The sequence below is a fragment of the Streptomyces sp. NRRL S-340 genome (assembly GCF_000720185.1).
In the GTDB taxonomy this organism is placed as follows: Bacteria; Actinomycetota; Actinomycetes; order Streptomycetales; family Streptomycetaceae; genus Streptomyces.
In genome coordinates this window covers 231,538-251,548 of sequence record NZ_JOIY01000008.1, presented here as the reverse complement: position 1 = coordinate 251,548, position 20,011 = coordinate 231,538, and the positions used below count along the sequence as shown (strand labels likewise).

Here is a 20,011-nt window from a genome sequence, read left to right as displayed (position 1 = left end):
CGGGCCCGGTCGGTCCAGGGGCTGTGACCTTGCGGTGAGGCGCTGCACCGGGCGCGTACGGCGTCCCCGGCGTAGTGCGCATCCGTCGTCCCCGAGGAGTTCAGCCGTTGTCGACGCTGGAGGCAGCCAACCCCGCGGCACTGCCGCTCGCCCTGTTGTGGAGCGTGCAGTACGACGGGGGCGCTCGCGTGCTGAACGTTGCGGTCCGCCGCCTGCCCGTGACCTCCACCGATCCCGCCACTGCCTCCACCCATGGCGCCGGCCCGGGCGGGGACGACTCGATCGCAGAGAAGCTCTCCACCCTCGACCGCTACCTAGCGGTGTGGATTGTGCTGGCCATGGCTTTCGGTCTGGGCCTGGGGCGTCTCATCCCCGGGATGAACTACGCGCTCGCGAAGATCGAGATCGGCGGGGTCTCCCTGCCGATCGCGCTCGGCCTGCTGGTCATGATGTACCCGGTCCTGGCGAAGGTCCGCTACGACAAGTTCGACACCGTCACCGGCGACCGCAAGCTGATGGCGTCCTCGCTGGTCATCAACTGGATCGTCGGCCCGGCGGTCATGTTCGCGCTGGCCTGGATCTTCCTGCCGGGCCTGCCCGAGTACCGCACCGGTCTGATCATAGTCGGTCTGGCCCGCTGCATCGCCGTGGTCATCATCTGGAACGACCTCGCCTGCGGCGACCGCGAGGCCGCGGCCGTCCTCGTCGCGCTGAACTCGGTGTTCCAGGTCGTCGCGTTCGGCCTGCTGGGCTGGTTGTACCTCGACCTGCTGCCGCGCTGGCTGAACCTCGGCGACGGCCAGGGCTTGGACGTGTCCGTGTGGCACATCGCGCTGAACGTCATCATCTTCCTCGGCATCCCACTGCTCGCCGGCTTCCTCACCCGCCGCATCGGCGAGCAGAAGAAGGGCCGCGCCGACTACGAGGCGAAGCTCCTGCCGAAGATTGGCCCCTGGGCGCTGTACGGACTGCTCTTCACGATCGTCATCCTCTTCGCCCTGCAGGGAAAGACCCTCACCTCCCAGCCTCTGGACGTCGCCCGGATCGCGCTGCCGCTGCTGGTCTACTTGGCGCTCATGTTCTTCGGCACCTTCCTCCTCGGCAAGGGCCTGGGCCTGGCCTACGACCGCACCGCGACCCTCGCCTTCACGGCGGCGGGCAACGACTTCGAGCTGGCCATCGCGGTCGCCATCGCCACCTCCGGCCAGGCCCTGTCCGGCGTCGTCGGCCCGCTCATCGAAGTCCCGGTGCTGATCGGACTCGTGTACGTCGCCCTGGCCTGGCGCAAGAAGTTCACCCCCGCAGCACGCAGCCACGGACAGTGCTGTGCCCGGTGTGTGACGCAGCCGAGGCACCGGCCGCAGCAACCGGGGTGTGCGGCGGCGCCGGCCTGTTCGACGCCCCCGACACGGGCCGGGCCGACGAGGCGGGGGCTGCACTCAAGAGCCCGCCCTCGTACAGCTCGGCGCTGGCGCGCCCCCCGCTGAGGCCCCCCGAGGAAGCGTCGGCTGGCGGGTGTTGTGGCTCGTGACCGACGTCGACACCCCCGAGCGTGGGGCCGGGATGGGAACGGAGAGCCCGACGCGGCCCCACGCCCCGCGCCTCGCTGCCGGCGCCGTGAGCCACCCAGTTCACCAGCCGAGGCATCGAGTGAGGTGAGGCAAGGCGGGACGCGTTGGTCGTGGCGCGGTGAGCGCGGCGGTCGGCGCGCACGTGCCGGCAGTGCGAACAGATCGGCTTCCTTGTCCGACTCCTGGCGGAGCCGGCAGGCCGCCTCAGTGCTCGCTCCGTTCGTGAGCGCCGCGTTGGCCGTGCCACTCGGCGGCTACCCCAGCAACGACACCGGACCCGCGCGCGGGTGTGTGGCGGTTGTTCCGCTCAGCTGTCCTGGCGGGTGGGGGGCCGTACACCCTGGTCCTATATCGTGCGCCGACATCAGGAGCCAGTTCTTGCCGGCGGCCGGCGGTCCGTACTCGGGAGTGAGCCATGGAGACGTCGCAGACCGCCGGGAGCAGCGGGGAGCTGTCGCGGCGTCTGGGGGTGTTCGACGCCGTGGTAATCGGTCTCGGCTCGATGGTCGGGGCCGGGATCTTCGCCGCTCTTGCCCCGGCCGCTTCGGCAGCCGGGTCGGGGCTCCTGCTCGGCCTCGCGCTCGCGGCGGTGGTCGCCTACTGCAACGCGACCTCCTCCGCCCGGCTGGCCGCCCGGTACCCGCAGTCCGGCGGGACCTATGTCTACGGGCGGGAGCGGCTCGGCGAGTTCTGGGGCTACCTGGCCGGCTGGGGCTTCGTGGTCGGCAAGACGGCATCCTGCGCGGCGATGGCCCTCACCGTCGGCTCGTACGTGTGGCCGGGCCAGGCGCACGCGGTCGCGGTGGCGGCGGTGGTCGCGCTGACCGCGGTGAACTACGCCGGGGTGCACAAGTCCGCGCTGCTGACCCGGACCATCGTCGCCGTGGTGCTGGCGGTGCTCGCCGCCGTGGTCACCGCCTGTCTCACCTCGGATGCGGCGGACGCGGCCCGCCTGGAGCCCGGCGCGGACGCATCCTTCGGCGGGGTTGTCCAGGCCTCGGGGCTGCTGTTCTTCGCATTCGCCGGGTACGCGCGCATCGCCACCCTCGGCGAGGAGGTCCGTGACCCGCGGAAGACGATCCCGCGCGCTGTCCCGCTCGCGCTCGGCACCGCCCTGGCCCTCTACGCGGCCGTCGCCGTCTGCGTCCTGCTGATGCTGGGCCCCGGCCGCCTCGCTCACACCGCCGCTCCTCTCGTCGAGACCGTACGCGCGGCCGGCGTGCCGGGGCTCGCTCCGCTCGTGCGCGTCGGCGCGGCGGTCGCGGCGCTCGGCTCGCTCCTCTCGCTGCTCCTCGGGGTCTCACGCACCACACTGGCCATGGCCCGCGACCGGCATCTGCCCCACGCGCTGGCCGCCGTCCATCCCCGGCTCCAGGTGCCGCACCGCGCCGAGTTGGCCGTCGGCGCGGTGGCCGCGGTCCTGGCCGCGACCGCGGACGTGCGCGGTGCGATCGGTTTCTCCTCCTTCGGGGTACTGGCCTACTACGCCATCGCCAACGCCGCTGCCTGGACCCTCACCCCCGCCGAGGGCCGCCCGGCCCGCGTCGTGCCGCTCCTCGGCGTGGTCGGATGCCTGCTGCTCGCCTTCGCCCTGCCCGTCTCCTCCGTGCTGGCCGGCGCCGCGTTGATCGCGGCGGGCGCCGCCGCCCACGGGCTGCGCAAAGCGCTCGGCCGTGCCTGACAGGCCGCGCCTGCCGCCCAACGCCCGGTCCGGCTGCCGGTGGGTACCACCCGTAGAAGTGCTGTAGCTCGGCACAGCGAAGGGAGCGGCCCGTACTCCGCCGCTGGGTCGGCGGCATGAGCCACCGAGCGAGTCAGGGAGACGGGGACAGTGAGCAAGCAGTACGACCAGGAGCAGCTCAAGGCGCCGCGCGCGGAAACGCGACCGCGCCCCGGTGCGTGCCAGTGCCGGGCGCGGCTCACCTCCTCGGGTGCCGCCGGACCATCCGGCGGCCCGGAGGTACCAGCGGGTCAGCTCGGGCCGCCGTTGGCGCTGAGAATGTTCAAGGATCAGGCGGCGGGGTGGTCGCGAAGAGCTGCTCCTCGCCTGGCGGTCCGGGTGCGTGGAATGCGGGTATGTACGGTGCATGGCATCCAAATTCCGCACGAAGGACGGCGGCGAAGTCCGCGTCGGAGACAAGGTGTGGGCGCGGGTCTGGCAGGAGAGCGACAACAACCCCTGGCTCATCACCCAGCACCCGCTCGACAAGACCCACCTCGTCCTCAAGGAAATCGGCGGCACCGAGGAACGCGTCCACCACCCGGACGACGTCGCCCTCTACTACTACTCCAACCGGCAGCCGGCCAGCGGCGGATGAGGTGGGCCGCCGAGCGGCCGCATGAGGAAGGCTGAGGCCGCGCCCGACGCCCGCCTCGGTTGTCTGGACGTCAACTCCGTGCACGTTCCCGATGCCTGATCGTGAAGGCGGCCATGCGCGCCCGCGACGGCCGCCGTACTCGTGTGCACGACGCAGAGGCCCGACACACTGTTCGAAGCGCTCTTCTGCACCCCTGCGCCCTCCACGGGCGCCGCGCGGAGCCCATACCCTTCGCCCCGGTCGGCAAGAGCTGTGACTACTGCGTCGAGGGGATGGCCGGGCGACGCATGAGCCGGCGGTGTGAGCCTGCGCGGGCGGGGAGACCGTGCGGCGGGTGCCGCTGGGAGAGCTTCCACCGGGAGACGGCCGGCCACCGCCTCGCCGACGCGGGCTTACGTTACGGCCGGGATCTCCTTGCGGCCCCGGCGCCCGCTCGAATCCACCGCGCGCCCCTCGAACCTCAGTGGCCGGAAGACAGGGCCACTTTGGCCGGTACCGAGAAGCCCGTCCTGCCCGGCCGTGGCACCCGCATGGATGCAGAGCCGTCTGGTGCGGGACTGTCCCACCACTTCCAGGACCACTCGACGGTCGCGTCCGCTGACACGGCCGGTGTCCCGCAGCAGGTGCAGCCGCTCACGGAAGAGTCCTCCCAGGCCCATGCGGAAAACGAGGAGGGGCGGTCGGGCGGTGAAGCGCCGCAACCCGGTGGGCGGTGCCCGTCGAGGAGAGTGCTGCGTGTTGTTCATCTCCGTCTTTCGGACGGGTGGAGGGGACACGGTAAGGCTTCGGTGCCTCACCTTCATGCACGCCGAGCCACAACGGCAGGGAGTACGCCGGTGTGTACAGCTCCCCGCCGACGCGTGCCTCCGCGACGGCGGCGGGACAGGAGGCAGCGGCCTGCAGCGGTCCCGCGGTCAGCGGCACCGGCCGAAGCAGCACCCGCTGGGTAAAGGCCCGGCCCGCCCCACGTGGATACGATCCGTCTGCGCCTGCTCAGGAGAGAAGCGCATCAACAGGCTCACCAGCGAGCGGCTCCAACTGATCACCAGCCTGCCCCCGGAGTCGACAGCGCACGACTCGCCCCGTAGGTCCCAGGCCCGGGGCACTGGGGCCTCCAGATGCGGTTCTGCTCGGGGCTCGGCGTTTCGGCCAGCTTCCGCCTGGAGCAGGGGCTCGTGGAACGAGCCTCACCCGTGGGAGCACGGCTGGCGGCTCGGCCTTCAGCGAGTCATCGGGGCTCGTCCAGGCCCTGGAGCAGCGCGATGTCGTGGTGATCCACATCCCGCAGGACGTAACCCTCGCGGAAGGCGAGTTGCTGGGAAGCCGACAGGCACGGGATGGCGCGTCCCCCCAAGCGGCCGACAGTGAACGCGCCTCGCGGATAGAGGTAGTACCCGCCCTGGAGGTCGGCCTGCCGCCCTGCTCCCTCCGCGTCGAAGACGACCGGATGCAGGTCCACCCAGCGGCTTCCGTCGGCGGCGAGTTCGGCGCGCGCCGGCCGCTGGTCCGTCTCCATCCGGTAGCCGAGCGAGGCCAGGGCCTGGAGGGCCGCTTCCTCACGGGTCGCGTCCAGGGCCAGGTCGACGTCCCGGTGTTCACGCGTGTGCCGTCCCACCAGCACATCGACCCCCCACCCTCCAGCGACCCAGCACGGCGTCTCGGCGGAGTGCAGAGCGTCCAGCACGTCGAAGAGATCCGCGATGTCCATCGAAGCCACCCCACTGAAGTTCCGAGTCTTTCGCAAATAACTTACCTATATGCGCAAGATCTTGACTGGATGCCCCAGGTCTCTCGGCGCGCCGGGCGCACCGCCCCGACCGGACAGGGAGACCTACAGGCGCCCGTCTTCACATCCCTTTGAAACGGGCGAGTTGCGGCTCACCATGCCAATACGGTCGATACATATTCAAACGTATACGGAGAGCCCCGGTCATCGGACCCTCAGCGCAGAAGGTCTTGTTCTTTCAATTTTCTGTCGCTATTTTGCTCGTCCAGTCAGCATATTCGATCTGACAGGGTGGGGAATTTGCTCTACTTGGACTCAGCTACAGCCACGGACTGCGCCGACTGGCGGGGAACAGGGATCGTCTCCGGCGTCACCACCAACTCGACCATCCTGGCCAGGTCCGGAGCCACCTCGCTGACCGCCGCGCTTCGGCAGATCCTGGCCTGCGGGCCGGACGAGGTGCACGCCCAGATCCTCTCCGAAGCCGATGAGCAGGCCTTCCTCCAGGCCACCGCGCTGGCCGCCCTCGACCCACGGATCCGGGTCAAGATCCCCTTCGTCACCTCGCAGGGACGGAGCCGGGCAGCACTCATCCGGCGTGTGCGGGAAGCCGGGGTGCGGGTCAACGTCACGGTCTGCACCTCGCGCGCGGAACTCTACGCGGCCTTGTCGCTCGCACCCGAGTACCTCAGCATCCTCTGGTGCCGCACCCGTGACGCCGGGGAGGAACCGGCCGCGGTGGTGCGGGCCATCGCGACCCGCAGGAGTCTGACCGGCTCCGCGACGAAGCTGGTCATCGGGAGCATCCGGGAGCCCGCCGACGTCACCGCGGCACTCGACTCCCCCTGTGACATCGTGACCGTGCCCCCGGCCGTCCTCGACAAGTGGCTCGTCAGTCCACGGAGCGTAGAAATGGCCCGTCAGTTCGCCATGGACGCCGCCGGGCTGGACGCGTGAGCGAGCAGCCGGTTCAGGTGCCCTTCGCCGCCCCGTTCCTGAACGGCGAGGAGATCGCCGCGGTCACCGAGGTGCTGCGCAGCGGCTGGATCGGTACCGGCGCGGTGGCGCGAGAGACCGAGAGCCGCTTAGCCCGGTACCTCGGCGTGGAGCACGCCCTGCTGCTCAACTCCGGTACAGCCGCACTGCACCTGGCGCTCCTCGTTCTCGGGGTGGGCCACGGCGACGAGGTGATCGTGCCCACGAACACCTTCACGGCCTCCGCGGCTGCCGTCGTGCACGCGCACGCCACACCCGTCCTGGTCGATGTCGAGCCGCACCGGCTCACCATCGATGTTGAACAGGTACGACGGCATCTCACGCCCCGCACCCGAGCGGTGATGGCCGTGCACTTCGCCGGTCGTATGGCAGACGTCGGAACGCTGCGCCGGCTCTGCGACGAGCACGGCCTGGCGCTGATCGAGGACTCCGCCCACGCACTGCCCGCCCGGCGTGACGGAGTGACGCCCGGTGGGCTCGCCGACGCCGCCGCGTTCTCGTTCTTCGTCACCAAGCCGCTCACCAGCGCCGAGGGCGGCCTCCTGGTGTGTCATCGCGCGGACCTGGCCGACCGGGCCCGGATTCTCAGTGCGCACGGCATCGACCGCGACGCCTTCGCCCGGCATCGCGGAGAACGCTCACCCCACTACGACGTGGTCGCACCCGGCCTGAAGTACAACATGCCGGACATCGCCGCGGCCATGCTCCGCTGTCAGCTCGAACGCTCCGATGCCCTGTGGGAGCGCCGAAGGACGATCGCCGCACGGTACGTCGCGGAGCTGGCCGGCCTGCCCGGGCTGGTCCTGCCCCCGGTGGACACCCCGCAGGACTCCTCTTCCTGGTACCTGTTCGTGGTCCAGTTGCCCGAAGGCACCGACCGCGACGCGCTGGCGGCCCGGCTGCGCGCACGCGGCATCGGTACCAGCGTCCACTTCAGACCGCTGCACCGATTCAGCTACTACCGCGACGAGCTCCCCTCCGCCCGTGCGGCGTTCCCCGTCGCCGACGCCGCGTACCCGCGGCTGCTGTCCCTGCCGGTCTTCCCCGCGATGTCCGACGAGGACGTGAAGGCCGTCATCGCGGCCCTGACGGCAGAACTCTCACGGTTGGAGGTCCGGCGATGAGTCAGGTGGTCGTCCTCTGTGGAGGACTCGGCACCCGTATGACGTCGGTCAGCGGACCCGGGCAGAAGTGCATGGTCCCCGTCGCGGGCCGTCCCTTCCTGGGCCATGTCCTGGACCGGGTGGCCGACCCGCCGGTCGACGACATCCTCCTCCTCGCCGGCCACGCGGCCGCAGCGGTGCAGGAGTTCGCCGGGACCTGGTGCCGGCCCCGGCCCCCGTCGCGCAACGGGACGCGCGCCTCGTGGGCCGCACCCCGCACCACGGTCTTCGTCGAATCCGCACCGGCGGGCCCCATCGGGGCGCTGCGTCAGGCCGCCGATCACTTGGACGACGAGTTCCTCCTCGTCCTGGGCGACGTACTGCCGCCCGACCGGGCGGGGTTGTGGCTTCACTTGTCCCGTGCGCTGCACGAGACGGGCGCCGCGGCCGTGATGGGTGTCGCCACCGAGGCACGCTCCCGCGACCAGGGCAACGTCACCGTCCGGGGCCCCTGGGTCACCCGCTACGACAAGACGGCCGCCGCTCCCTACATCGACCGCGGGATCCGGTTCCTGCGGCGTGACGCCCTCGCCCGTCACCCCGGTGATCTCGACGGCCCCTTCTTCGGATCCCTCGCCGAGCGGGGAGAGCTCGCGCAGTGGAGCTGTGACGAGCCCATCGTCGAGATCGGCACGCCTGAGCGCTGGCGAGCCGCCTGCGCCGCACTCGCCGGCCCACCGGTGCCGCAGGCTCCCCTGCCCGGCCGAGTCGAGAGGCCCTCTTGATGACCACGGTGCACAGCTCCGCGCCGATGCGCATCAGCATCGCCGGCGGGGGCAGCGACCTGCCCGAGTTCTACCGCCTGGGACCCACCGTCGTGGTGGCTGCGGCGCTCACCCATCGGGTGCACGTCTGTGTGGCCGACGAGCCGGATGACGCGGTGGCCGTGCTCGAGGCGCAGGGCACCGACTGGAGTTACCGGCTCCCCCCGGCCGGGTCCGCGCACCACCCGTACCACGCCGCCGCAGCGACCACCCTCCGTCTGAGTCGTCTCCCCTCCATCGCCGTGGGCTCGCCCGTGCCGCCCGGTTCAGGGCTCGGCGGCTCCGGGGCCTACTGCGTGGCGCTCATCGACGCACTCCTGCAGTGGAGCGGTCGTCGTCTGCACCCACGGGAGATCGCGGTTCTCGCGTTCCGGCTCGAGCGCGAGGTCCTCGGCCGCACCATCGGCCAGCAGGACGCCTGGGCGGCTGCCCTGGGCGGCGTGCAGCGCATGCGTTTCGCGGCAGACGGATCAGCCACCGCGTCCCCCAGCCCCGGCCTGTCCACCGCATTGACGCAGCTCATCGACGGCGGGCTGCTGCTGTACCGGGTTCCCGGCGCCCGCGACGCGTCCCGCGTCCTGGCCGAAGCACCGAGCGTCACCCCCGAGCAGCACCGCCAGGCCCTGGATGCCGCCGCTCGCACCGAACAGGCCTTCCTCAGCGGCGACATCCACACGGTGGGTGCGGTCCTGCGCGCGCACTGGGCCAGGAAGACCGCCGCCAATCCGGCAGCGGACCATCCCGTGTGCCGCCGTCTCCAGGAGGGCTCCGCAGCCGCCGGCATTTCCGGCTTCAAGCTCATCGGCGCCGGCGGCGGCGGGCACCTGCTGATCGCCGCCGACCCCACGGCCCTCGACCGGACCGAGGCCTTTCTGCATCGCCTCGGGCTCGTCCGCGTCACCTTGCGCCTGTCCCAGGAGGGCCTCTCCTCCACGACAGACGCCGGTGAGCGCAGCCGGCGGGAGGACAAGCCATGCGCGTCGGCATGATCGGAGCAGGCCTGCAGTGCGGCCGGCGCATCCCGGCGCTGGGCCCGGACGACGTCCTGGTCGCCATCGCCGCACCCGACCTCGACCGGGCCCGGGCCCACGCGCAGCGGGTGGGGGCCGAGGTCTTCACCCACTGGGAGGAACTGCTCGCCCACACCGAACTGGACGCGGTCATCGTCGCCACACCTCCCGACACCCACCTGGCCGCGACGGTCGCCGCAGTGACCGCCGGCAAGCATGTGCTGTGCGAGAAGCCGCTGGCCCGCACCAGTGACGAGGCCGCACGCATGGAGGCCGCGGCACGGACCTGCGGCAGGGTCCTGCACTGCGGGTTCAACCACCGCTTCCATCCCGCTGTCCGCGCTCTTGCACGCAGCGTCTCGGACGGCGAACACGGTAGGCCGCTGTCCGCCCTGGGCGTGTACGGATACGGCTTCCGCCCGGGATACGGCGACGAATGGCGCGCCGACCCGGCCGTCGTCTCGGGCGGGCAGCTGATGGAGCAGGGCATTCATCTGGTGGACCTGGTGGACGCTCTGCTGTGGCCGGTCCATGACGTGATCGCCCACACGCAGCACTCGTTCGGGCTGCCGCCGGGCATCGAGGACGACGCCCATGTGATGCTCCGCTCGGCCGCGGGTCAGGTGGCGATGCTGCGCAGCAGCCTGAGCCAGTGGCACAACCGCTTCCTGTTCGAAGTCACCTTCGAGCACGCGACCGTTCGCATCGACGGACTCACCGGGTCGTACGGCGAGCAGACCCTGACGGTCGAGAAGCGCGGCGACGGGCCCTTCGGTGCGCAGATCACGCGTTTCCGCGGCCCCGACCGGTCCTGGGCCGCCGAGTGGGCCCGTTTCCGCGAACTGGTCGCGCAGCACCCCGTGCCTGACCCCGATCCGTCCGGCCGGCGTGCTCTCAGCGTCGTGGAGGCCGCCTACCGCTCCGTCGAAACGGGTCGCTGGACCCCCGTCAGCAAGGAGAACCGATGAGTATGGCCAGCATTACGGCGCTGCGCGACGCGGTCGCAGCCGTCACGGCGGACCTCGACACGGCCGCCCTGGACGCCGCCGTCCGGGTGCTCGCCGCATGCCGCGCCACCGGTGGCGTGGTGCTGTCCGCCGGGCTCGGCGGGTCCAGTTCGACCGCATCCCACTTCGCGGCAGACCTGACCAAGTTCACCCGCTCCCCCCGACAGCCGCACCTGCGGTCCGTCGCCCTCCTGGACAACATCGCCTGCCACACCGCCTGGACCAACGACGACGACCCGGGGCTGGCCCTCGCCCACCTGGCCGAGCCCTGGCTGCCCAGCCACCCCGACGCGCAGGACGCCGTCGTCCTGTTCTCCGTGCACGGCGGCGCCCGCGACGGCTCCGTCTCGCGCGGCCTGGTCGAACTGGCCGCGTACGCCCACAAGCAAGGCGCCATGGTGATCGCCGTGACCGGCTTCGACGGCGGGGCCACGTCCGACCTGGCGGATGTCCACATCAACGTCCCGCTGCGCCGCGAACCGCTCGCCACTCCCGGCATCGAATCGGTCCATCTGCTGGTGGCGCACGCTCTGTGCCTGGCCCTGACCGACGGAGGAAGCCGATGACCGCGTCCCGCACCCTGGTGACCGGCGGCGCCGGCTTCATCGGCAGCCACGTGGTCGACCATCTGATCACGACGAGCGACGCTCCCGTTACCGTGGTCGACAACTTCTCCAACACCACGCGCCGCTGGGTTCAGGACCACGAGCGCAGCGGCGCCGCGCTCGTGCACGAACTCGACGTCCTGGACACCGATCGCCTGGCGGAGGTCCTGTCGGACGGGGTGGAGCGGGTCATCCACCTGGCGGCCAGCGTCGACATGCGCGTCGGCCTGGAGGACAACTGGGTCGACGTCGAGCAGTCGGTCCTCGCCACCCGCTCCGTGCTGGAGGCCATGCGCAGGACCGGGGTGCGGGAGATCGTCTTCTCCTCCTCCTCGACGGTCTACGGCGAGGTCACCCGACGTCCGACCGCCGAGCACCACGGCCCGATGCTGCCGATCTCGGTGTACGGCGCGGCGAAGCTCGGCGCCGAGGCACTCATCTCCTCGTACTGCCACCTCTACGGCTTCCGCGCCGGCATCTTCCGCTTCGGCAACGTGGTTGGCGGCCGGATGAACCATGGCGTCATCTACGACTTCCTCGGCAAGCTGCGCGAGAATCCGCGCCGCCTGCACGTTCTGGGCGACGGCCGACAGCGCAAGAACTACTTCCTCGCCGAGGACTGCGCCCGCGGGATCGTCGAACTGCCCGCCGCCGCCAAGACCGACGTCCTTGTCGCCAACCTCGGCTCGGCCGAGACCGTCACCGTCACCCGGATCGCCGAGATCGTCCTCGAGGAACTGGGTCTCGACGCGGAGATCGTGTACGGCGGCGGCGAAAGAGGCTGGCCGGGCGATGTACCCGTCGTGGAGTTCGACCTGTCCAAGGCGCACGCACTGGGCTGGCACAGTTCCTGCGCATCCGAGGACGCGATCCGTGAGGCGGTACGACGCCAGATCGGAGAAGCCGAGCGTGCCTGACGTCCTGCTCGTCGGCGACTGGCATCTGGCGTCCGTCACCGCCGCCGGTCTCCTCCGGCTCGGCCACACCGTCCATGTACGGCCCGACGCCTTGGACGCAGCGGCCGACGAGGCCTTCGACGCCTTCGCTCGCGGGGAGCGCTGCGCCGGTGAGCCCGGGGTCGCCCAGTGCCTCACCGCCGCACGCGGTGCGGGTGCCCTGCGCCCCGTCCTGGACGAGGAGGGGATGGCCGAGATCCTGCGCAGGGCGGTGTTGAGTCTCGTCGCTCACGACACCGCGACCGCCGCCGACGGGACCCTGACCGATCCCCGGCCGCCGGCCGCGCTGCGCGAGCTGCTCGCCCACCCCGACCGCGGCGGGCCGGTGGTCGCCCTGAGCCAGCTGCGCGCGGGCACCTGCGACACCGCTCTGCGCGACACGGGCCTGCCGGCCGAGAGCGCCGACCTCGTCCACCTGCCGGAGAACCTCCGCCTGGGTCGCGCCCTGGGCGATTTCCTGCGGCCCGCCCGAACCGTCGTGGGCTGCAACGCCCCCGAACCACCCAGGGCGGTGCGTGACTTGCTCGACCTGATCGCGCCCGTCAACGAGCTGAGCATGACCCTGGCCGAAGCCGAACTGGTCAAACACGGCACCAACGCCTATCTCGCCCTCTGCATCACGCTCGCCAACGATCTGGGGACCATCGCCGCAAGTCTCGGTGCCGACCCGGTCACCGTCCTCGACGGCCTGCGCGCGGACGACCGGGTCGCCGACACGGCCCCGCTGCGGCCCGGGGAGGCCTATGCCGGCGCGACCCTGCACCGCGATGTCCGGGCACTCATGGAGCAGGGCCGGCCGATCGGCCGCGACGGTCTGTTCCGGGCGATCGCGCGCTCCAACGCGGTCCATGCCCTGGCGCCCCTGGCCCGGCTGGACCGGGAACTCGAGGGTGTGGGCGGCCGGACCGTCTGCCTGCTGGGACTGACCTACAAGCCCGGTGTGTCCACCCTGCGCGACTCCCCGGCGCTGCGGCTGGGCCGGGAGCTGACCGCTCAGGGCGCGTCGGTGACCGCGTACGACCCGATCGCCGAGCCGGCGGACCTCGGCGAGATCCACCGGGTCACGACACTCGCCGAAGCCGTGGCCGCAGCGCACTGCACCGTGCTGATGGTGGAGCACCCGGCGTTCACCGAGCCGGCCCTTTTCGAGGGGGTCCGGCCGCGACGCCCGCTGCTCATGCGGCTGACCGGCACCGAGCGGCGCAGTCGCGTACCGACTCCCCCGGGCTGGAGGTCGGTGGACCCGTGGAGCGACTGAGCCCGCCCGAGCCGCGACGACGCTGGTGCGTGTTCTTCGACCGGGACGGCACCCTGAACGCGCACGTATGGCGGGCCGGCCGGCGTACCTCCGCGCGCCACGAACAGGAGTGGACGGCCCTGCCCGGCATACAGGAATGCTTCGGGCGGCTGCGCGCGGCCGGTGCGCTGATCGGCCTCGTCACCAACCAGCCCGACCTGTCCCGCGGACTGTCCGACCGCACCGCACTGGACCGGATGCATCACCGGCTCGGGCCGCTGGACGGCGTCTTCGTGTGCCCGCACACGGCCTGCCGGCGCTGCGCCTGCCGCAAACCCGCCGGCGGGCTCCTGCGCCAGGCGGCCGAAGAGCTGTCCGTCGACCTCTCCGACAGCTACATGGTCGGCGATCGCCCCACGGACGCCCAGGCCGGCATCGGCGCCGGCTGCACGGCGGTACTGCTCACCCCTCGTGTCCCGCCACGCCCCAGTCTCATCCCCGGACTGCACTACGCCACGGACCTCGTCGACGCCGCCGGCACCGTGCTGAGACATCACCGCACCGCGGATCGGCACGGGCACTGTCCACCTACGGCCAAGGAGACCCCACGATGAAGCTCGGCACCATTCTCGACCAGTCCGAATTCGGTGGCCTCCACGGCGGTGACGTCGTGGCGGAGGCGCTGGACCGCAAGTGGATCGAGGAGTTCGCAGAGGGCCAGTACGTCTACCGCGCCCCCTGGGTGCGCGTGTTGCGGCGCCTGCAGAGCGAGATACTCGACCGTGCCTACGCCAACGGCTTCGAGGAGTGGCTCTTCCCCCGCCTGATCCCGCGCGAGGCCCTGGACAACTTCCGGCTGAGCCAGTACGCGCCCGAACTCCTGGTGCCTGCGGGCTCGTCCGGTGACCAGGTCCTCGACCCGGTCCAGTGCATCAGCCTCTACCACCTGATGCGCGGGCGCCGGCTGTTCCCGGACCAGCTGCCCTTGCGCATCGTGGAGACCCTCGGCGGCTGGACGTGGCGCAACGAGTTCAGCGCCGAACTGGACGGCCCCATCAAGGCCCGGGAGTTCCTGCGGGTCGAGCACGTCTTCTTCGGCACCCGGGAGCAGGTCCGTGCCACCCGCGGTGAAGTGCGCCGCACGCTCACCGATCTGCTCACGGGCTGGGGGCTTAGCTGGCAGGTGGTGGCCGCCGAGGGCTGCATGGAGATTCCCTCCCTCGTCCAGGCCCAGGACGATGCGCGGACCGCCGACGAAGTGCCTGTGCAGGACATAGAAGTGCCGCTCAGCAGCCACCGGCCCGACCGTGCCCGGCCGGGCTGGGCCGACCACTTCGACGAGCGGTTCGACCTCCGGGAGATCTCCGGCTGTTCGGCCGAGGGCACCCACCAGACCGAGAGCTTCCGCATCACGGCCGACGGCCACGAGCTGTGGAGCGGCTGCTGCGGCATCGGCATGAACCGGCTCGTGGTGGCCTTCCTGTACCGGCACGGCTTCGACGCGGCCTCCAAGGAGCTCGATGCCTGAGCACCGCCTGGCCGTCCTGCTCCTCACCAACGAGGGCTTCCGCCAGGTGGACGGTGGAGTCGCCCGGTACGTCCACAACATCCTCGACGCCCGTGACGATGCCACCGCGCTCGCGGGCGAGCACGGGGTCCAGGTGGAGTGGCATGTCGCCGAACGCGCGAACTGCGCGGGTCTGGACGAACAGCGTTTCGCGCAGGCGCTCGAGCGCTACGTCCACCAGGGCGCTGTCCGCTACCACCCCCTGGCCGACCCCCGCGCCCACAGCTGGGAGGTGGACCACTTCGAACACTGCGTCGCGCTCGGTGCGGCCGCGGGTCAGGCGGCGCTCACCGTGGCGGGCGGGGCCGACTCCCTTCTGGTCGTCTCCGGAATGAGCATGTTCGCCATGGCCGCGCGCTTCGTCGTACGGGCGGCCGACCAGTTCGGGCTCGCCGCCAGCTACGTCCACATGACGCACAACCCCGTGCTGCGGCCCGACGGAGACGCCGAACTCCCCGAGACGTACGCCGACTCCGTCATGGGCAACCTGGCCCGTTCCGATCCGCGTGTCTCCATCGGCTGGGAGTCGCACTGGATGCGCCGCCAGTACCAGCGGGTCTACGGCATACCGGACGACAAGACCCTGTACGCGCGCGCCGGAGTGCCCACCGACGCGGCCAAATTCCGGCCCGGACCGCCGCGCGGCGCGCTTCTGGAGCGGCTGGGCATCCCCACCGACCGGGATCTGGTGGTCAGCTGGGGGCGCGGAGTGGCGGAGAAGGGGTTCCACAAGCTGGTCGACGCGGCGCGCCTGACCGGGGACCGCCTGGTTCCGGTGATCCTGAACCCGCGCCCGTATCCGGATCTGGAGGATCACGTGCGCCGCTCGGGGTCCCCGGCCGTCCTGCTCCACGGTCAGGACGACGAGGTCCTCACCGCGCTGTGCCAGTGGCCCAGGACGCTGTGCGCCGCGTTCCTTTCGGAACGCGAAGCCGCGTCGGTCACGCCCGTCGAGGCCGCGCTGATGAACAACGGTCGCGGCCTCGTGCTGGCGGTGCTGCCCACCGGGGTCTACCCGGAACTCGTCGAGCACGGCGTGAACGGTCTCGTGGCGGGCGGCCGCGACACGGCCGACGCCGCCGCGCTGCTGGCGGCCGTCCTGGAACTGCCGTGTGGCGACAGGGAAGTGATGAGCCGCGCAGCCTGGACCCGGGCCCGCGACGAGCACGACTTCCGGACCAACTGGCGGCGTTCGTTCAAGGACATGCTCGAACGGCATCTCGCAGTGACCGACGCACCGTCCCGGAAGGGGGACACGCTATGAGTACCAGGAAACAGACCTGCCTCGTCATCGGCGCGGGCCCACGCGGCACCATGCTGGCGCGTGCCGTGGCCGGCCACCCCGATGTGTCCCTGGTGGGTGTGGTGGAGCCGTCGCCCGTCGCGGCCGCCGCCTTCCGCACGGAGTTCCCGCAGGTTCCCGTGCACACCGAAATGGCAGAGGCGCTCAGCACCGTGACGGCGGACTTCGCCGTGGTCGCGACGCCGCCGCAGCGCCACGCACGGGACGCGGTGGCCGTACTGGATCACGGTTTCGCGGTGCTGGTGGAGTGCCCGATGGTCGAGAGCCGGGACCAGGCGGAGGCGGTCGCCGAGGCCGCTGCCCGTTCCGGGCGGCCCGCGGCGATGGCTGAGTCGTTCTGCTATCTGCCGGCCGTGCAGTCGATGAAGCGACTCATCGGCCTGAAGCCCGGGCCGGAGGGGGGTTCGCCCCTCGTCCTCGGCGGTGAGGGGCACTACCTGGAGTGGGACACCGGGCTCGCCCCGGGCGGCTGGCGCGACGACTACGCCATGGCGCGGTACATCACGCACGGCCTCGGACCGTTGCTGTACGCGACCGGCCAGCGCGCCAGGCGCGTGATCGCCCTCGACCCACTGGGCCGGGCGAGCAGGGCGCAGGGTGCGCTGATGCCCAGCGCCCTGGTCGAGACCGACCGCGGTGCGGTGTTCTTCACCGCCAACAGCGGCTTGGCGCCGCGTCCGCTGACGCGCTGGACGATCGTGGCCGAGGACTGGGCCGTGGAGAGCGATCCGGAGGGCACCTGGGAAGGGCCGCTGCGTGTCTTCGACGGTGCCGGCGGCGAGCACGCCCGGGCCGGATGGCGCAGCGAGCCGGTGGACCCCGCCACCGTCTACGACGACCTGTGGGGCATGGGATTCGAACCGGAGCGGCTCATGCTGCGCCGCTTCGCCCGCGAGGTGGCGTACGGACAACCGGACGTCGGCCTCGAACTGTCCCTCAACATCTCCCTCGCGGGTGTCGCCGCCGAGCGGTCCGGACGCGGCCGCGGCACCCCCGTCGACATCGGCCCCGTGGTCCCGGCGGTGGGCCCGTGAACGGCCGGGCCGCACCGGACACGGCGCAGGCGCACCCGCCGGCCCCGGACCTGGGCCGCCTCGGGCTGGGGACCTGGCTCTTCGGGTGGGAGACCCCCGCCGACGAGGCACGGACCCTGATGAAGCGGGCACTGGACCACGGCATCACCTATTTCGACACCGCCAACAACTACGGGTCCGGCGAATCCGAGCGGATCGTCGGAGCGTTCGTGAAGGGAATCCGCGAGGAAGTCCTGGTCGGCACCAAGGTGTTCGCGCCCTTCGGGCCGGACGAAAAGGACCGCGGACTGTCCGCCCGAGCCGTGCACCGCGCGGTCGACGGCTGCCTGCGCAGGCTCGGCACCGACTGTATCGACCTGCTCCACCTGCACCGTCCCGATCCGTCGGTGGCCGAGGAGGAGACCGCCGCCGCGCTCGGCGACCTCATCAGCGCCGGCAAGATCTGCCAGGTGGCGACCAGCACCTTCCGCGGCCCTCAGATCGATCGAATGCAACGCGCCTTGCGGGCCCGGTCCTTGCCTCCCGCAGTGCTGGACCAGGCGCCCTATTCCCTGCTGGAACGCACGGTGGAACGGGTGGCAGCGGACTCGCTGCGCTCCTGGGACATGCGGCTGACCGCGTGGAGTCCGCTCGGCGAAGGGCTGCTCACGGGCAAGTACGCACACCCGCGGGCCGAGGGACGACTGTTGCGTTGGGGAGACGAGCACCGTCAGCGGCTGCACTCCGGGATCGGCGCCGCGTCCCGGCTCGGCGCGGTGGCGGACGCCCATGGCCTGACACTGCCGCAGCTCGCCCTCGGCTGGCTGGCGTCGCGACCGCTGGTGAGCACCGTCCTGATCGGCGCGCGGACCAGCGACCAGCTCGCCACCTACGTTGAGGGCATCGGCACTCCCCTGCCGCCGGGATGCGAGGAGGAGATCGACCGGATCGTCCCGCCCGGCACCAGCCTGCTGCAGCACTACCACACCTGAGCCTTACGGTGCCCCGTACCGACCGGGTCGGCATCCAGGACTGCGCACAGCGACCGAACGCGGAGAGGAACCCGAGACATGCCGGAGCAAGAACCGCTCGTGAGGGCCGAAGCGCTGGTGAAACGCTACGGCGACCACACGGCGGTGGACGGTGTCGCATTCGAGGTCCGGCCGGGCCAGGTCTTCGGACTGCTCGGGCCCAACGGGGCCGGCAAGTCCTCCACGATGCGGATGATCAGCTGTGTGTCCAAGCCGACGGCGGGTTCGCTGCGCCTGTTCGGCCTGGACACAGCCACCCACGGTCCGGCGATCCGTGCGCGGATCGGGGTCTGTCCCCAGCAGGACACACTCGACCACGAACTGACGCTCCGCCAGAACCTCACGGTGTTCGCGCGCTATTTCCGCATCCCGCGAGCCACCGCCGCCGCTCGCGCCGGCGAACTCCTCGACTTCGTCCGGCTCGCGGACCGGGCCGACGACCGCGTCGACTCCCTCTCCGGTGGGATGAAGCGGCGTCTGAGCATCGCTCGCGCCATGATCAACGAACCGGAACTGATGCTCCTTGACGAGCCCACCACCGGGCTCGACCCCCAGGCACGCCATCTGCTGTGGGAGAGGCTCGACCAGCTGCGCCGGCGGGGCGTGACACAGATCCTCACCACGCACTACATGGACGAGGCGGAGCAGCTGTGCGACTGGCTGGTCGTCGTGGACGGCGGCCGTGTCGTCGCCACCGGCACACCGGGCGGGCTGATCGCCCAGCACTGCACCAAAGAGGTCGTCGAACTGCGCGTGCGCCAGGACGAGTTCCCCGAGGCCGAGCTGTCCGGCCTCGGTCTGCGGCTGGAGCTGCTCGCCGACCGGGCGCTGCTCTACGCCGACGACGGGGACGCGGCGGCGGCGGCGGTGCACCGCCGGGGCATCGACGTGCGCAGCGTCCTGGTGCGCCGAAGCGGCCTCGAGGACGTCTTCCTGCACCTGACCGGCCGGACGCTGGTGGACTCGTGACGTCCCTGAAGGAGTCCCGGGCGGTGGCCGTCGGCGCGCACCTGCTCACCAGCTACCGGCACACCTGGCGCGACTCGGTGTTCAACTCCTTCCTTCTGCCGCTGTGTCTGCTGGTCGGCATCGGCTGGTCGGTCGGCAGGCATGTGGACCCCGGCCGCGATCCGGGGGTGCCCTACTTCTCCTACGTCGGTGCCGGACTGCTGGCCGCGTCGGTCGTTCAGATCGGAGCGGCCGAGTCGGCCTGGGCGGTGTTCGGCGGATTCGAATGGAGCCGCGTCTACCACGCCATGCGGCTCACCCCGGCCCGCCCGGCCGACATCCTGACCGGTCATCTGGCAGCCGTCGTCGCCCGTGCGACGCTCGGCGGAGTCGGCTTCCTTCTGGTCATCGAGGCGTTCGGCGTCGGGCACAGATGGACCGCTCTCGGGATCCTCCCCCTGCTGCCGTTGTTCGCCGTCTCGATCGCCGCCCCGGTGATGACGTTCAGCGCCACCATTCGCCACGCCGGCATGTTCGACGTGCTGTTCCGTCTCGGCATCGTGCCCATGGCGATGTTCAGCGGCATCTACTTCCCGCTCGGCGTGCTCCCGGCGCTGCCCCGCGCCCTGGCCCAGACGCTGCCTCTGGTGCACGCCGCCGGCCTGTCCCGGATGCTGCTGCTCGGCACGGGGACGGCCAGAGAAGCGGTCGTGCATCTGCTGTGCCTCGCCACCTGGACGGTCGCCGGCATCGCCCTCGCCCGCCGGGCCTTCGACCGACGCCTGGCGGACTAGGA

18 protein-coding genes and 1 pseudogene are annotated in these 20,011 nt (G+C 71.3%); 18 read left to right on the top strand and 1 reads right to left on the bottom strand.

The features are described from left to right. Positions 1 to 218: 218 nt before the first annotated feature. The 3 genes and pseudogenes from arsB to IG64_RS08500 all read left to right on the top strand — a co-directional run. Positions 219 to 1,307, top strand: a pseudogene (arsB, locus tag IG64_RS08510) (ACR3 family arsenite efflux transporter); the annotation flags it as partial. A gap of 679 nt (positions 1,308 to 1,986) precedes the next feature. After that, complete coding sequence (locus IG64_RS08505) at positions 1,987 to 3,252, top strand: APC family permease (protein WP_037853684.1); 1,266 nt, start codon at positions 1,987 to 1,989, stop codon at positions 3,250 to 3,252. Between the two features lie 406 nt (positions 3,253 to 3,658). Next, positions 3,659 to 3,889 (top strand): hypothetical protein, encoded by a 231-nt coding sequence (locus tag IG64_RS08500; protein ID WP_037853682.1) that lies wholly within the window; start codon positions 3,659 to 3,661, stop codon positions 3,887 to 3,889. A gap of 1,228 nt (positions 3,890 to 5,117) precedes the next feature. Here the strand turns inward: IG64_RS08500 and IG64_RS08495 are convergent. Next, positions 5,118 to 5,597, bottom strand: a complete 480-nt coding sequence (locus IG64_RS08495; protein WP_037853818.1) for a nucleotidyltransferase domain-containing protein — start codon at positions 5,595 to 5,597, stop codon at positions 5,118 to 5,120. 327 nt (positions 5,598 to 5,924) lie between these two features. Between IG64_RS08495 and IG64_RS08490 the strand changes: the two genes are divergently transcribed. The 15 genes from IG64_RS08490 to IG64_RS08420 all read left to right on the top strand — a co-directional run bounded on the left by IG64_RS08490 (position 5,925) and on the right by IG64_RS08420 (position 20,009). Next, positions 5,925 to 6,572 carry a transaldolase family protein gene (locus IG64_RS08490; protein ID WP_037853680.1) on the top strand — a complete coding sequence of 216 codons (648 nt, stop codon included), beginning with the start codon at positions 5,925 to 5,927 and terminating at the stop codon, positions 6,570 to 6,572. Then, a complete protein-coding gene (locus IG64_RS08485; RefSeq protein ID WP_037853678.1) occupies positions 6,569 to 7,735 on the top strand; it encodes a DegT/DnrJ/EryC1/StrS family aminotransferase in 1,167 nt (388 codons plus the stop codon). The genes IG64_RS08490 and IG64_RS08485 overlap by 4 nt, the downstream gene beginning before the upstream one ends. After that, complete coding sequence (locus IG64_RS08480; protein ID WP_078883878.1) at positions 7,732 to 8,499, top strand: NTP transferase domain-containing protein; 768 nt, start codon at positions 7,732 to 7,734, stop codon at positions 8,497 to 8,499. The genes IG64_RS08485 and IG64_RS08480 overlap by 4 nt, the downstream gene beginning before the upstream one ends. Then, positions 8,499 to 9,527 (top strand): hypothetical protein, encoded by a 1,029-nt coding sequence (locus IG64_RS08475; RefSeq protein WP_037853674.1) that lies wholly within the window; start codon positions 8,499 to 8,501, stop codon positions 9,525 to 9,527. Before IG64_RS08480 ends, IG64_RS08475 begins: the two co-directional genes overlap by 1 nt. Beyond that, positions 9,512 to 10,516 carry a Gfo/Idh/MocA family protein gene (locus tag IG64_RS08470; protein ID WP_051812522.1) on the top strand — a complete coding sequence of 335 codons (1,005 nt, stop codon included), beginning with the start codon at positions 9,512 to 9,514 and terminating at the stop codon, positions 10,514 to 10,516. Before IG64_RS08475 ends, IG64_RS08470 begins: the two co-directional genes overlap by 16 nt. Before the next feature lie 2 nt (positions 10,517 to 10,518). Further along, positions 10,519 to 11,121, top strand: coding sequence for an SIS domain-containing protein (locus tag IG64_RS08465; protein ID WP_037853672.1), 603 nt, complete (start codon positions 10,519 to 10,521; stop codon positions 11,119 to 11,121). Beyond that, positions 11,118 to 12,077, top strand: a complete 960-nt coding sequence (locus tag IG64_RS08460) for an NAD-dependent epimerase/dehydratase family protein (RefSeq protein ID WP_037853670.1) — start codon at positions 11,118 to 11,120, stop codon at positions 12,075 to 12,077. Before IG64_RS08465 ends, IG64_RS08460 begins: the two co-directional genes overlap by 4 nt. Further along, entirely contained in the window at positions 12,070 to 13,374 is a 1,305-nt protein-coding gene (locus IG64_RS08455; protein ID WP_037853668.1) for a UDP binding domain-containing protein, read from the top strand. The genes IG64_RS08460 and IG64_RS08455 overlap by 8 nt, the downstream gene beginning before the upstream one ends. Then, positions 13,362 to 13,967 carry a D-glycero-alpha-D-manno-heptose-1,7-bisphosphate 7-phosphatase gene (locus tag IG64_RS08450; RefSeq protein WP_158771510.1) on the top strand — a complete coding sequence of 202 codons (606 nt, stop codon included), beginning with the start codon at positions 13,362 to 13,364 and terminating at the stop codon, positions 13,965 to 13,967. Before IG64_RS08455 ends, IG64_RS08450 begins: the two co-directional genes overlap by 13 nt. Then, complete coding sequence (locus IG64_RS08445) at positions 13,964 to 14,881, top strand: aminoacyl--tRNA ligase-related protein (RefSeq protein WP_037853665.1); 918 nt, start codon at positions 13,964 to 13,966, stop codon at positions 14,879 to 14,881. The genes IG64_RS08450 and IG64_RS08445 overlap by 4 nt, the downstream gene beginning before the upstream one ends. Beyond that, positions 14,874 to 16,184: a glycosyltransferase gene (locus IG64_RS08440; protein WP_037853662.1), complete on the top strand. Its 1,311-nt coding sequence runs from the start codon at positions 14,874 to 14,876 to the stop codon at positions 16,182 to 16,184. Before IG64_RS08445 ends, IG64_RS08440 begins: the two co-directional genes overlap by 8 nt. Beyond that, a complete protein-coding gene (locus tag IG64_RS08435; RefSeq protein ID WP_037853660.1) occupies positions 16,181 to 17,257 on the top strand; it encodes a Gfo/Idh/MocA family protein in 1,077 nt (358 codons plus the stop codon). Before IG64_RS08440 ends, IG64_RS08435 begins: the two co-directional genes overlap by 4 nt. Beyond that, a complete protein-coding gene (locus tag IG64_RS08430) occupies positions 17,254 to 18,228 on the top strand; it encodes an aldo/keto reductase (protein WP_051812519.1) in 975 nt (324 codons plus the stop codon). Before IG64_RS08435 ends, IG64_RS08430 begins: the two co-directional genes overlap by 4 nt. A 78-nt stretch (positions 18,229 to 18,306) precedes the next feature. Then, entirely contained in the window at positions 18,307 to 19,236 is a 930-nt protein-coding gene (locus tag IG64_RS08425) for an ABC transporter ATP-binding protein (protein WP_037853658.1), read from the top strand. Beyond that, the gene (locus IG64_RS08420; protein WP_051812517.1) at positions 19,233 to 20,009 is read left to right on the top strand and encodes an ABC transporter permease; all 777 of its coding nucleotides are present in this window, start codon (positions 19,233 to 19,235) and stop codon (positions 20,007 to 20,009) included. Before IG64_RS08425 ends, IG64_RS08420 begins: the two co-directional genes overlap by 4 nt. Positions 20,010 to 20,011: the final 2 nt, after the last annotated feature.